General features: G+C 73.6%; 12 protein-coding genes. 9 read left to right on the top strand and 3 right to left on the bottom strand.

The window, feature by feature from the left end:
• The 8 genes from ETD83_RS05425 to ETD83_RS05390 form a co-directional block, all read left to right on the top strand.
• Positions 1 to 425 (top strand): putative quinol monooxygenase (locus tag ETD83_RS05425; RefSeq protein ID WP_171064026.1); only part of this gene is annotated, 425 nt, incomplete at its 5' end.
• A gap of 5 nt (positions 426 to 430) precedes the next feature.
• A complete protein-coding gene (locus ETD83_RS05420; protein WP_138643933.1) occupies positions 431 to 685 on the top strand; it encodes a glutaredoxin family protein in 255 nt (84 codons plus the stop codon).
• 276 nt (positions 686 to 961) lie between these two features.
• Positions 962 to 1,702 carry a redox-sensing transcriptional repressor Rex gene (locus ETD83_RS05415; protein WP_138643932.1) on the top strand — a complete coding sequence of 247 codons (741 nt, stop codon included), beginning with the start codon at positions 962 to 964 and terminating at the stop codon, positions 1,700 to 1,702.
• Positions 1,703 to 1,838: 136 nt separating this feature from the next.
• Positions 1,839 to 3,398, top strand: a complete 1,560-nt coding sequence (locus ETD83_RS05410; protein WP_138643931.1) for a glutamyl-tRNA reductase — start codon at positions 1,839 to 1,841, stop codon at positions 3,396 to 3,398.
• Complete coding sequence (gene hemC, locus ETD83_RS05405; RefSeq protein ID WP_138643930.1) at positions 3,395 to 4,351, top strand: hydroxymethylbilane synthase; 957 nt, start codon at positions 3,395 to 3,397, stop codon at positions 4,349 to 4,351. Before ETD83_RS05410 ends, hemC begins: the two co-directional genes overlap by 4 nt.
• 71 nt (positions 4,352 to 4,422) lie before the next feature.
• Complete coding sequence (locus ETD83_RS05400) at positions 4,423 to 6,006, top strand: bifunctional uroporphyrinogen-III C-methyltransferase/uroporphyrinogen-III synthase (RefSeq protein ID WP_230420704.1); 1,584 nt, start codon at positions 4,423 to 4,425, stop codon at positions 6,004 to 6,006.
• Positions 6,007 to 6,023: 17 nt separating this feature from the next.
• Positions 6,024 to 7,007, top strand: a complete 984-nt coding sequence (gene hemB / locus ETD83_RS05395; RefSeq protein ID WP_138643928.1) for a porphobilinogen synthase — start codon at positions 6,024 to 6,026, stop codon at positions 7,005 to 7,007.
• 158 nt (positions 7,008 to 7,165) lie between these two features.
• On the top strand, positions 7,166 to 7,828 hold the full coding sequence (locus ETD83_RS05390) for a bifunctional DNA primase/polymerase (RefSeq protein WP_138643927.1): 663 nt from the start codon (positions 7,166 to 7,168) through the stop codon (positions 7,826 to 7,828).
• 12 nt (positions 7,829 to 7,840) lie between these two features.
• Here ETD83_RS05390 and ETD83_RS05385 read toward each other — a convergent pair whose 3' ends face one another.
• Positions 7,841 to 9,553, bottom strand: a complete 1,713-nt coding sequence (locus ETD83_RS05385; RefSeq protein ID WP_171064025.1) for a serine/threonine-protein kinase — start codon at positions 9,551 to 9,553, stop codon at positions 7,841 to 7,843.
• 158 nt (positions 9,554 to 9,711) lie between these two features.
• On the opposite strand from ETD83_RS05385, the gene hemL reads away from it, so the two are divergent.
• Positions 9,712 to 11,010 (top strand): glutamate-1-semialdehyde 2,1-aminomutase, encoded by a 1,299-nt coding sequence (hemL, locus tag ETD83_RS05380; RefSeq protein ID WP_138643925.1) that lies wholly within the window; start codon positions 9,712 to 9,714, stop codon positions 11,008 to 11,010.
• On the opposite strand, the gene ETD83_RS05375 is transcribed toward hemL, so the two are convergent.
• Complete coding sequence (locus ETD83_RS05375; protein WP_138643924.1) at positions 11,007 to 11,873, bottom strand: dihydrodipicolinate synthase family protein; 867 nt, start codon at positions 11,871 to 11,873, stop codon at positions 11,007 to 11,009. The two genes, hemL and ETD83_RS05375, sit on opposite strands and share 4 nt — an antisense overlap.
• A gap of 5 nt (positions 11,874 to 11,878) precedes the next feature.
• Positions 11,879 to 12,811 carry an EamA family transporter gene (locus ETD83_RS05370; protein WP_138643923.1) on the bottom strand — a complete coding sequence of 311 codons (933 nt, stop codon included), beginning with the start codon at positions 12,809 to 12,811 and terminating at the stop codon, positions 11,879 to 11,881.
• Between the last annotated feature and the right edge of the window lie 53 nt (positions 12,812 to 12,864).

Raw genomic sequence — 12,864 nt, 5'->3', positions numbered from 1 at the left:
GCCTCAAGGAGGCCGGGGTCGCGTTCGCGATCCCGACGTACCTGTTCATGTTCGCGATGGTCAGCATGCTGCAGTGGGGGCTCGTCCGGCTGGCCGACGCGTGCGGCCAGATCACCGTCTACACGCTGCTGGACGGCCGTGAGGACGCCTTCGACCGGCTCGCCACCGACCTCGTGAAGGCCGCGCTGGCCGCCGAGCCCGACACGGTGATCTTCGCTTGCCACGAGGTGGTGGGCGCCCCGACGCAGCGGATCTTCTACCAGCTCTTCCGCGACGAGCCGGCGTTCGCCGCGCACCGGCAGCAGCCGCACCTGCAGCGGTTCCTGGCGGAGTCCCGCACCCATGTGCTGGCCACCAACGTGATCGAGCTGCGGCTCGGCCCGGCCAAGGTGCCGCTGCCCGCGCCGGAGTTCCCCGGACGGTGACCGCGGTGGACGACGTCACGATCACCCTGCTCGGCAAGCCCGGCTGCCATCTGTGCGACGACGCCCGCGCGGTGATCGAACGGGTCGCCCGCGAGCTGGACGTCCCCTGGGAGGAGCGCGACATCACGAAGTCGGAACGCGACACCGAGCAGTACTGGGAGCAGATCCCCGTCACGCTGATCAACGGCGTCCAGCACGACTTCTGGCGCGTCGACGAGGACCGCCTCCGCGCGGCGATCGGCGCCCTGCGCGGCTCCTGACCCGGTCACGGGGTGTCTGGTCGGTCACATCCGGCTGGCGTCCGGGTGCGCGACCGCGCCGGAAGCCCCTGCTGGACGGCCCTTCGCGGCCGAGGCCCTCCGCGCCGCCCCCAGGGCTACGGAGGGGGTCACTTTGTGCGCGTATTCACAAAGGCATAACCTGGTGGACGGCCCCGAGGCGGTCAGGCCGCGGCCGGGAGGCCGTCTCCTGGCCGTGCGAGCCGGGGCCGGGGGGCCTCGCGGTCCCGTTCCCAGCACCGAGCCGAAGAGCAGGCCGTGACACCTCGACAGAACCGCCAACGCGACCGCGCAGGACGCGGCATCCCCGAAGCCACCGTGGCGCGGCTGCCGGTGTACCTGCGGGCCCTCACCGGGCTGCAGGAGCGCGGCGTCGCGACCGTGTCGTCGGAGGAGCTCGCCGCGGCGGCCGGCGTCAACTCGGCCAAGCTCCGCAAGGACCTCTCCCACCTGGGCTCGTATGGCACGCGCGGCGTGGGGTACGAGGTCGAATACCTCGTCTACCAGATCTCCCGGGAACTCGGGCTGACGCAAGACTGGGTCGTGGCGATCATCGGTGTGGGTAACCTGGGCCGTGCGTTGGCCGGCTACGGGGGCTTCGCGTCCCGCGGTTTCCGCGTGGCGGGCCTGCTCGACGCGGACGAGTCCATCGTCGGCCAGGAGATCGCCGGCATGACGGTGCAGCACATCGACCGGCTGGAGGACATCATCGCGGGCCACGGCGTCTCCATCGCCGTCATCGCGACCCCCGCGGGAGCGGCCCAGGGGGTGTGCGATCGCGTCGTGGCGGCCGGTGTGACGAGCGTCCTGAACTTCGCGCCGGTCGTGCTCTCGGTGCCCGACGGCGTCGACGTCCGCAAGGTCGACCTGTCCATCGAGCTGCAGATCCTCGCGTTCCACGAGCAGCGCAAGGCCGGCGGACCCGACGGCCTCGCCTCCCTGGCCGCAGGCGACGCGCCGCCGGGCGCGAAGCAGTACGTGGAGACGGTCGAAGCATGAGCGAAGCGAACCGGGGGGTGTGGGGGGTCGTCCCCCCACCGGATGAGCGCATGAGCGAAGCGAGCCGGGGGGTGTGGGGGGTCGTCCCCCCACACGATGAGCGCATGAGGCGAGCGGGAGACACGGGAGGCAGAGCGTGAGCGTTCTGGTCGTGGGGCTCAGTCACCGGAGCGCTCCAGTCGCGGTGCTGGAGCGGGCGGCGGTGGCCGGGGACGACCTGGTGAAGCTGCTGCACGCCGTGCACGGCTCCGCGAACGTGGCCGAAGCGGCGATCGTGTCGACGTGCAACCGGGTCGAGATCTACACCGTGGTCGACAAGTTCCACGGCGGCGTCACCGCGGTCTCCGAGCTCCTGGCCCAGCGGTCCGGCGTCCCGCTGGACGAGCTGTCGCGGCATCTGTACGTCCATTACGAGGAGCGGGCCGTCCAGCACGTGTTCGCGGTGGCGTGCGGGCTGGAGTCGATGGTCGTCGGCGAGGGGCAGATCCTCGGGCAGATCCGGCAGGCGTTCCGCGTCGCGCAGGACGAGGGCACGCTCGGCCGCGAGCTGCACGACGTCCTGCAGCAGTCGCTGCGCGTCGGCAAGCGCGCCCACCACGAGACGGGCATCGACCAGGCTGGCGCCTCGCTGGTCAGCGTCGGGCTGGACGTCGCGGCCCGGCATCTCGGCCCGCTGCAGGGCGTCCGCGCGCTGGTCGTCGGCGCCGGATCGATGAGCTCGCTCGCCGCGGCGACGCTGAGCCGCGCCGGGGCGCGCGAGGTCGTGGTCGCGAACCGTACCCACGAGCGGGCGGTGCGGCTGGCCGAGTCGCTGGACGCGCCGTCCCGCGCGATCGAGCTGTCGGAGCTCGACTCCGCGGTCGCCGCCGCCGACCTGGTGGTGTCCTGCACGGGGGCGACCGGGCTGGTCCTGACGGCGGCGGAGCTGCGGGCGCAGGGCGTCGGCTCCGACGGGCGGAACCGGTTCTTCCTCGACCTGGCGCTGCCGCACGACGTCGAGCGGTCCGTCCGCGACCTGCCGGGCGTCGGGCTCGCCGGGCTGGACGACCTGCGCACGGCCGAGGAGGCCGCGCACGCCATCGGCCCGAAGGCGGTCGAGGCCGTCCGGCTCATCGTCTGCGACGAGGTGGAGGCGTTCCTCAGCGCCGCCCGCGCCGCCGCCGTCGCCCCGACGGTCGTCGCGCTGCGCAGCAAGGCCGCGGACGTCGTCGAGGCCGAGCTGTCCCGGCTGACAGGACGCGTGCCCGGGATCGACGACCGGGCCCGCAAGGAGATCGAGCAGACCGTCCGGCGCGTGGTGGACAAGCTGCTCCACGCGCCGACCGTCCGGGTCAAGGAGCTGGCGTCGGCGCCGGGCGGCGACTCCTACGCCGACGCGCTGCGCGAGCTGTTCGACCTCGACCCGAAGGCCCCGGAGGCGGTGGCCCGCGCCGACCTGCGCGACACCGAGGCGGGCGACGGGCACCATGAGTGGACGGGCCCCGCCCCTGCGGTGGCCCCGGAGTGCGCCGAGGCCGACTGCGTCAGCCCCGGGCCCGCGCTGGACGGGCTGGGCGCGCACGCCGTCCAGGACTTGAACGACCAGGGCCCGAAAGAGCAGGATCTGCGCGCGGAGACGGTGAACGCGCAGGCCGCGAACGTCCGGGCGGTGAGCGCCCGCGACACCGTGCCAGGGCGCGGAGGAGACGAGAGATGAACGGGGAAGCAGGCGGGGGAGCGACCGGGGAGACGAGCCTGCCGGGCGGGCGCCCGCTGCGGCTCGGCACCCGCAAGAGCCTGATGGCGACGACCCAGTCGCAGCAGGTCGCGGACGCGCTGACGCGCCTGACCGGGCATGCCGTGGAGCTGGTCGGGGTAACCACGCAAGGTGATGTCTCCAAGGCCCTGCTCGCTCAGATCGGCGGGACGGGGGTCTTCGTCAACGCGCTCCGCGACAAGATCCTCTCCGGCGAGGTGGACTTCGCCGTGCACTCGCTGAAGGACCTGCCGACGTCCGCGACGCCGGGGATCGCCCTCGCCGCGACCCCGCACCGCGACGACCCCCGCGACGCGTTGTGCGGCCCGGCGAAGCTCGCCGACCTGCGGCGCGGGGCGCGCATCGGCACCGGCTCGCCGCGCCGGGTGGCGCAGCTGCGCGCGATGCGTCCCGACCTGGAGATCGTCCCGATCCGCGGCAACGCCGACACCCGGCTCCGCAAGGTCACCGACGGCGAGCTGGACGCCGTCGTCCTCGCGCACGCGGGCCTGAAGCGGATCGGCCGCCTGGACGCGGTCGCCGAGGTCTTCGACCCGAGCCTGATGCTGCCCGCCCCCGGGCAGGGCGCGCTCGCGCTCGAATGCGGCGCCGACCGGGCCGACCTCCGTGCCCTGCTTGGAACGGTCGATGACGCCCCGACCAGGCGCGCCGTCACCGCCGAGCGGACGGTGCTCGCCGTGCTCGAGGCGGGTTGCTCCGCGCCCGTGGGCACGTACGCTGCCGAAGTAGATGAAAAGCTCCATCTGACGGCGACCGTCGTGGCCTACGACGGCACCCGGCAGGTGAGGCTGTCCACCAGCGGCCACCCGGACGACGCGGAACGGCTGGGGCGCGATCTCGCCAACCGGCTGCTCGCGCAGGGGGCCGACCAGTTGATGGGGGAGCGCGATTGAGCCCCGCCGCGAAGAGCAGCACCGCAGAGACCGCACCGAGGACGGCGCCCGAGGGCGCGGCCGAGGAGGGCGTGCCGATCGAGGACGGTGCCGCCGACCGGGCGGCCAGGCCCGGCGGCGTCGTGATCGTCGGGACGGGGCCGGGCGACCCCGGCCTGCTGACCCTCCGCGCCGCCGCCGAGCTGGAGCGCGCCGACATGGTCATCGTGAGCCGCGCGCACTGCCCGCCGGAGATCCTGTCCCACTGCCGCCCGGACGCTGAGATCATCGACTCCGCGGACGGCGATCCCGTGAAGACCGCCGCACGGGCGGCGAAGGCCGGGCGCCGCGTCGTCCGGCTGCTGCAGGGCGACCCCGGGCTGGCGTGCGGGCTGGCCGCCGAGGGCGGCGCGCTGGCGAAGGCCGGGGTCCCGTTCGAGGTGGTCCCGGGCGTGTCCGCCGTGACCGGAGTACCGGGCTACGCCGGCATCCCGCTGACCGACGCCAAGCACCGCGAGGTCAGGGTCATCGACGCGTCCGAGGGCGGCGTCGACTGGGAGCGCTTCTCCGACCCCGGCGCCACCCTCGTGATCATCGGTGCGGAGGGCGCGGTCGCGGAGGTCTGCAAGGGCCTCGTCGCCGCCGGACGCCCCGACTCCACCCCGGCCGCGATGACGAGCCTCGGCACGACGACCGAGCAGGAGACCGTCGTGTCGACGCTGCAGAGGCTGGCGTCCGACGCCAAGGGCATGGAGGCGCCCGCGCTGATCGTCGTCGGGGACGTGGTCGGCTGGCGCGACGAGCTGTCCTGGTTCGAGACGAAGCCGCTGTTCGGCTGGCGCGTCCTGGTGCCGCGGACGAAGGAGCAGGCCGCGTCGCTGTCGGACCAGCTGCGCGGGTACGGGGCCGTCCCGGTCGAGGTCCCGACGATCTCCGTCGAGCCGCCGCGCACCCCGCAGCAGATGGAGCGCGCCGTCAAGGGCCTCGTCACCGGACGCTACGAGTGGGTGGTGTTCACCTCCACCAACGCGGTCAAGGCCGTCCGGGAGAAGTTCGTCGACTACGGGCTCGACGCCCGCGCGTTCGCCGGGCTGAAGGTCGCCGCAGTCGGCGAGCAGACGGCCAGGGCCCTGGTCGAGTTCGGGATCCACCCCGACCTGATGCCGTCCGGCGAGCAGTCGGGCGAGGGCCTGGCGCGGGAGTGGCCGCCCTACGACGAGGACCTCGACCCGATCAACCGGGTGCTGCTGCCGCGCGCCGACATCGCGACCGACGTGCTCATCGCCCGGCTGACGGAGCTCGGCTGGGAGTGCGAGGACGTGACCGCCTACCGGACCGTCCGCGCCGCCCCGCCGCACGAGGACATCCGCAACGCGATCAAGGGCGGCGGGTTCGACGCCGTGCTGTTCACCTCGTCGTCCACGGTGAAGAACCTGATCGGGATCGCCGGCAAGCCGCACAAGGTGACGGTCATCGCCGCGATCGGCCCGCAGACGGCGAAGACGGCCGGCGAGTACGGGCTGCGCGTCGACGTCACGGCGGACAAACCGTCCGTATCGGCCCTCGCGGAGGCCCTCGCCGAGTACGGTGCGAGGTGGCGGACGTCCCGGGCCGAGGCGGGGGAGCCGCCCCGCAAGCCCAGCCAGATGCGCCGCGGCGCGCGCCGCCGCAAGTGACGGGGAGTTCACACCACATGTCTGCTCAGTTTCCGGTGGCGCGGCCGCGCCGGCTGCGGCGCACGCCCGCGCTGCGCCGGATGGTGGCCGAGACGCGGCTCAGCCCCGCCGACCTGGTGCTGCCGATGTTCGTCAAGGAGGGCATCGCCGAGCCGCAGCCGGTCACGTCCATGCCGGGGGTCGTCCAGCACACCCGCGACAGCCTCCGCAAGGCCGCGCACGAGGCGGTCGAGGCCGGCGTCGGCGGCCTCATCCTGTTCGGCATCCCGGCGGTCAAGGACGGCACCGGCTCCGCCGCCGACGACCCCGACGGGATCGTCCAGCTCGCACTGCGCGACCTCAGTTCCGACCTCGGCGACTCGACCGTGATCATGACGGACCTGTGCCTGGACGAGTACACCGACCACGGGCACTGCGGCATCGTCACCGCGTCCGGCGAGATCGACAACGACGCGACGCTGGAGCGGTACGCGTCCATCGCGGTCGCGCAGGCGGAGGCGGGCACGGCGGTCGTCGGCCCGAGCGGCATGATGGACGGCCAGGTCGCCGCGATCCGCGCGGCGCTCGACGGCGCCGGGCACCCCGACCTCCCGATCATGGCGTACTCGGTGAAGTACGCGTCCGCGTACTACGGTCCGTTCCGGGAGGCCGCCGAGTGCGCGCCGCAGTTCGGCGACCGGTCCACCCACCAGCAGGACCCGGGGAACGCCGACGAGGCGCTGCGCGAGGTGCTCCTCGACCTCGACGAGGGCGCCGACATGGTCATGGTGAAGCCCGCCGGGGCGTACCTCGACATCGTCCGCCGCGTCCGCGACACCGTGGACGTCCCCGTCGTCGCCTACCAGGTCAGCGGCGAGTACGCGATGATCGAGGCCGCCGCCGAGAAGGGCTGGATCGACCGCGACCGGACGATCCTGGAGTCGCTCCTCTCCATCCGCCGCGCCGGCGCCGACATCGCCCTCACCTACTGGGCCACTGAAGTGGCGCGCCGGCTGGCCTGAATGGTCGGTCTGAGAGGTTGGCCCAGGGTCCCGCCGTCGTGGGACGGGTCCTAGTTACTTAGGGTCGTTTCCGGGGGTTGCCGTGCCCGGGCTTTCGCCCGCCGGGCATCATCGGTAACCAGGAACCCACGTTCGACCTTGGGGTATTGGGGGCGGGAATGCTGGCGGTCTCGGGGAACAGACGGCTGAAGGCGGCACGCGACCGGATGGCCTCGGCGGCGCGGGAGTACGCCGCCCTCGGCTGGTCCTGCTTTCCCGGCGCCCACCCCCCGAACGCGGCCGACCGCAAAGGCGGTGACAGAGCGTGTTCGTGCGACCGGATCGGGTGTCCCGACCCGGGCGCGCATCCGGTATCGGCGGCCTGGGCGCACCAGGCCAGCGTGGACGCCGACGTCATCGGACGCTGGTGGGCCGAACGCCCGCAGGCCAACATCATCCTGCCGACCGGCCGCGTCTTCGACGTGTTCGACGTCCCCGCCGCCGCGGGCACGCTCGCGCTCGACCGGATCTCCCGCGGCGGCCTGCCCGTCGGCCCGGTCGCGTCCGTCGGCGGCGACCGGAGCCTGTTCTTCGTCGCGACCCGCGGCGCGCCCGTCGACGAGGACGAATGGTGGTCCTGCCACCTCGACTGCTCCCCGGAGGACGTCGTCGAGACGCCCGGGATGCGGTGGCACTGCCGCGACAGCTACGTGGTCGCGCCGCCGTCCGTCCTGCCGTCCGGGCGGGAGGTCAGCTGGCTGCGGCCGCCGTCCGGCGACCCGCTGCCCGACCCGCTGCGGCTCCTCGAAGTCCTCTCCGACAGCTGCGACCTCGGCGGATAGCTGTCGGTTAGCTCAGCGGGGCGCCTGGATGGCGGGCTTGCGGCCCCACTTGGTGTAGGAGCCGCGCATGGTCTGGTTGCGGCCCTTCTCCGGCCCGGCGCGCACCCAGAACTTGACCGGTCGGAACCCCGCGTCGAGCTTGATGGCGAACGCGATCCGGTCGACGCCCGTCGCCTCGGCCATCCGCGCGTACATGGGCCCGACCTCGGGCGCCTGCGAGAGGGTCGCCACCGGGGCCTCGCCCTCGTAGATCGCGCCGTTCTTGGCGAGCCTCGTCGCCGACCGCAGCAGCGCCGTCAGGTTCGCGACCGAGCTGCCCTGGCGGACCTGGTCGGCCACCGCGGGGTAGCCGCGCCCGGTAAACGGAGATGATCTCCATTTCTGGCCGACGCGCACGTAGAACCGGTCCTGGACGATGACGGCGCGGACCGGCTTGCGGGCCGCGCCCGCCCCGGACAGCGTCAGCGAGTACGACGGCAGCGCGGCGGACGCCTCCCCGCCCGGGGGCAGGCCGAGCGTGCCCCTCCCGCTGGCGGGGAAGCCGCAGCAGCCCGTCTGCCGGTAGCTGAACAGGGCGCCGGGCGCCCGCGCGACGGCCTGGTCGATCCGCGCGGCGAGCGGTTTCGGGTCGACGCCCCCGGCGGGCGGCGTCGGCTGCGGGGTGCTGCTCTGCGCCGTCGCCGGCGCGGCGGGCTGCTTCCTGTCGCCGTTCAGCAGCGTCGCGGCGCTCGCCCCGGCGCCCGCGACCACGAGGACGGCGACGGCGGCGAGGACCCAGCGCGTCCGGGACCCGCCGCCCGGCTGCTTGGCCGCGACGACGGGGTTGCGGCCGCTGCTGCGGGGCTTGGGCCTCGGCGGTTCCGGCTGGAGGGCGGCCTGCCCGGCCAGCTCGGCGAGGCGTCCGCGGCCCTGCGCCTCCCAGGACGGCCCGTACGCGGACACGGCCGCCTCTTCCAGGCCGGCGAGGAAGTCGACGGCGGAGGCGGGACGCCGGGCCGGGTCCTTCGCGAGGCCCTGGTGGACGAGATCGCGCAGCGGCCCCGGAACCTCGTCGGCGGGGATCGGCGCCTCCCGGTGGAGCCGCGCCATGTTCCGTCCGGCGAAGGGGGGACGCCCGGTGAGGCACTCGTAGAACACCGCGGTGGCGGCGTACAGGTCGGTGGCGGCGGTGGCGGACGCGCCGTCCCACAGCTCGGGCGCCGCGTACGCCGGGCCGGGCTGCACCTCGGCGCCCGGCGGCGTCGTCGCGAAGTCGGTGAGCCGGGCGTTGCCCTCCGCGTCGATCATGATGTTCGCCGGGCGCAGCGCGCCGTGCACGGGCACCCCGTGCTCGTCCGCCGACGCGAGCCCGAGCAGCGTCCCGCCGAGCATGGACAGGGCGGCGAGCGGGCCGGCGGGGCCCTGCGCGGCGAGGACGTGCCGCAGGCTGACGCCCTCCACACACTGCATCACGATCGCGGCGCCGGTGCCGTCCGGGGTTTCCACGAAGTCGTACAGGTCGACCACGTTGGGGTCCTCGAGCTGGGACAGGACGCGCGCGGCCGCGCGGAACCGCGTGCGGAAGACCTCGTCGGCGAGCAGGCCGCCGGCGAGGTACTTGATCGCGACCTTCGTGCTGGTCAGGTCGTCGACCGCCAGCACCACCCGGCCCGCGGCGCCGCCACCCAGTTCCCGTTCGTGGGTGAAGCCCGGGACCGTCCAGCCGTTGACCACAGTGAAAGCCATCCCTCCGATGCGCATGTCCCGGTGAGCCGGCCGGGGAGTCGAGGGGCGCCGTGGGACCGCAGGCAGCGACCGGGCACCATGTCGTACTTGGTGGAATATCGGCCCGTACCCGGCGAGGTCAAGGCAAGTTCCCGAACTGCAACTGAGAGACTGAATCAATGACAGGTTTCGATCGCTCCCAGGACTTGTTCGATCGTGCTTCCCGGGTGGTGCCCGGCGGCGTGAACTCGCCGGTGCGGGCGTTCGGCGCCGTCGGAGGGACGCCCCGGTTCATGGCGTCGGCGCGCGGCCCGTACCTGACGGACGCCGACGGCAACGAGTACGTCGACCTGGTGTGCTCGTGGGGCCCGATGATCCTCGGGCACGCCCACCCGGCCGTCGTCGAGGCGGTGCGGGACGCGGCGGGGCGCGGCACCTCCTACGGCGCGCCGACGCCCGGCGAGGTCGAGCTGGCCGAGGAGATCGTGTCCCGGACGCCCGCGGAGAAGGTCCGGCTCGTCAACTCGGGCACCGAGGCGACGATGTCGGCGATCCGGCTGGCCCGCGGCTTCACCGGACGCTCCAAGATCGTGAAGTTCGCGGGCTGCTACCACGGGCACGTCGACGCGCTGCTCGCCGCGGCGGGGTCCGGCGTCGCGACGTTCGGCCTGCCCGACACCCCCGGCGTGACCGGCGCGACCACCGGCGACACGCTGATCCTGACCTACAACGACGTCCCGGCCCTGGAGACGGTGTTCGACGAGCACGGCACCGACATCGCCTGCGTGATCACCGAGGCCGTGCCGTGCAACATGGGCGTGGTGCCGCCGCTGCCGGGCTTCAACGCGCTGCTGAAGCGGCTCTGCGAGCGGTACGGGGCGCTGCTGGTGATGGACGAGGTGCTCACCGGGTTCCGCGCGTCCCCGTCCGGCTGGTACGGGATCGAGGGCGTTCCGGGCGACCTGATGACGTTCGGGAAGGTCATGGGCGGCGGGCTGCCCGCCGCCGCGTTCGGCGGGCGCGCCGACATCATGGACCAGCTCGCCCCCGCCGGCCCCGTCTACCAGGCGGGCACCCTGTCGGGGAACCCGCTCGCCACCGCCGCCGGGCTCGCCACCCTCCGGCACGCGACCGCCGAGGTGTACGCGGCGGTCGACCGCGCGGCGGAGACCGTGTCGAAGGCCGCGTCGGAGGAACTGGCGCGGGCGGGCGTCCCGCATTCGATGCAGAACGCCGGGAACCTCTTCTCGGTCTTCTTCACCGGCGACAAGGTCGGCGATTTCGCCGCCGCGCAGCGCCAGGACGCGAAAACGTACGCCGCGTTTTTCCACGCCGCGCTGGAACGCGGCGTGTACCTGCCGCCGTCCGCGTACGAGGTGTGGTTCCTGTCGGCGGCGCACGATGAGGAGGCGCTCGGACGCGTCCTGGACGTCCTCCCGCACGCCGCCCGAGCCGCAGCCCAGGCGTCTGCCTCCTAGAGGGTCCTGAACGCCCTCAGCGCCGCGGCGACCGACTCGGCACGCGGCGCGTGCAGCGGCGCGCGCACCGCGGGTTCGTCGATCAGCCCCTCCTCCACCAGGCACTCCTTCAGGACGCTCGGGGACGGCTCGCCGAACAGCGCCTCCGCCATCGGCAGCAGCGCGTTGTGCAGGGCGAGCCCGCGCGGCGCGTTGCCGTCGCGCGCCGCTGCGGACATCGCGGCGTACGCGGCGGGCGCGAGGCACGCGGACGCGGTGATCCCCCCGGACGCGCCGAGCTGGAGCATCGGATAGAGGTACGCGTCGTCCCCGCACAGGACCGCCTTGCCCGTGTTGGCGGCGAGCACGGCAAGGGTGTCGTGGTCGACGGCGCCCGCGCACTGCTTGATCCCGGCGACGCAGTCGAGCGCGAGGATCCGCAGGAGCGTCTCGGCGGACAGCGGCTTCCCCGTCCGGTACGGGACGTTGTACGCGACGAGCGGCACGTCCACGGCGGCGCCGATGGCCGCGAAATGGTCGACGACGCCCTCGTCCGACGGCCGCAGGTAGTACGGGACGACGACGAGCAGCGCGTCGGCCAGCGGCGCCCGTTCGCGGGCCTGCCGGATCGAGTCCTCGGTGCCGATCGTCCCGGCGCCGACGGTCAGCGGCGTCCCGTGCTCGATCGAGACGGCGCGGCACACCTCCAGGACCGTCCGCTGCTCGGCGGGGCTCAGCATGGCGGCCTCGCCGGTGGTGCCCAGCGCGACCAGGCCGGCCGCCCCGTGGTCCAGGCAGTGGACGGCGAGCCGTTCGAGCGACTTGGCGTCCACCTCGCCGGAGCGGGTGAACGGTGTCACGAGCGACGCGTGGGTTCCGCGCACGGCTCTCACCTCGTTTCGACGGGTTCGGGTTCGGGAGCGGGCGGGGCGGGCGCGACCCCGGGCCGCGACCGCGGGCGGACGCTGCCCGCGGCGACGCCCGCGATGATCAGGGCGGCGGCGGTGAGCCGGACCGCGTCCACGTGCTCGCCGAGCAGCAGGCCCGCCGAGACGAGCCCGAACGGCGGGACGAGCAGCGAGTACATGGCGACCGTGCTGGCCTCGTACCGGCGCATCAGCCATCCCCACACGCCGAATCCGAACAGCGTGGAGATGTAGGCGATGTACACCATCGAGCCGAGCCCGGCCAGGGACAGCTCGCGCGCCGCGTCCGGCACGGCGCCCGGCCCCTCGAAGACCAGCGACAGGGCGAGGAGCGGGAGCGGTGGCACCAGCGACACCCACACCATGAAGCCCAGCGGCTCCACGGGGCCGGTCGCGACCTGGTTCATCTTCCGCATGGCGATGTTCGCCAGCCCCCAGCTCGCGGCGGCGAGGAGGCAGACGAGGAACGCGCCGACCGGGCTGCCGCCCTCGGACTGCGCCGCGCCGAGCAGCGTGACCCCGCCGAACGCGACGCCCATGCCCGCGACCTGCCGGGCGCTCAGCCGTTCGCGCAGCAGCAGCCGCGCGAACAGCGCCGTGAAGATCGCCTGGACCTGCAGCACGACGGACGCCAGGCCGGCGGGCATGCCCATGTCCATGCCGATGAACAGCAGGCCGAACTGCCCCACGCCCAGCGGAAGCCCGACCAGGATCAGCCAGCGCACCGGAACCGGCGGCCGCCGGACGAAGAACACCGCCGGTACCGCCGCGAGGACGAACCGCAGCGACGCCATCAGCAACGGCGAGATGTCGTCAAGGGCCAAGTGGATGGGTACGAAGTTGAAGCCCCACAGTGCGGCGACCAGCGTGGCCAGCAGGACGTGGCGCGATCTCATGCCCCGATCGTCGAGCAGAAACTCGCTTTAGGACAAGCGAGAAATTCTTGACA

This window comes from Actinomadura soli, assembly GCF_005889715.1.
GTDB classification, from domain to species: Bacteria; Actinomycetota; Actinomycetes; order Streptosporangiales; family Streptosporangiaceae; genus Spirillospora; species Spirillospora soli.
This window is presented reverse-complemented; position numbering and strand designations above follow the sequence as displayed.

Bases quoted from the DNA above. Each gene is read 5' to 3' on its own strand.
- hemL (WP_138643925.1), top strand. From the start codon at position 9,712: ATGACAGGTTTCGATCGCTCCCAGGACTTGTTCGATCGTGCTTCCCGG.
- ETD83_RS05390 (WP_138643927.1), top strand. From the start codon at position 7,166: ATGCTGGCGGTCTCGGGGAACAGACGGCTGAAGGCGGCACGCGACCGG.
- hemC (WP_138643930.1), top strand. From the start codon at position 3,395: ATGAACGGGGAAGCAGGCGGGGGAGCGACCGGGGAGACGAGCCTGCCG.
- hemB (WP_138643928.1), top strand. From the start codon at position 6,024: ATGTCTGCTCAGTTTCCGGTGGCGCGGCCGCGCCGGCTGCGGCGCACG.
- ETD83_RS05385 (WP_171064025.1), bottom strand. From the start codon at position 9,553: ATGGCTTTCACTGTGGTCAACGGCTGGACGGTCCCGGGCTTCACCCAC.
- ETD83_RS05370 (WP_138643923.1), bottom strand. From the start codon at position 12,811: ATGAGATCGCGCCACGTCCTGCTGGCCACGCTGGTCGCCGCACTGTGG.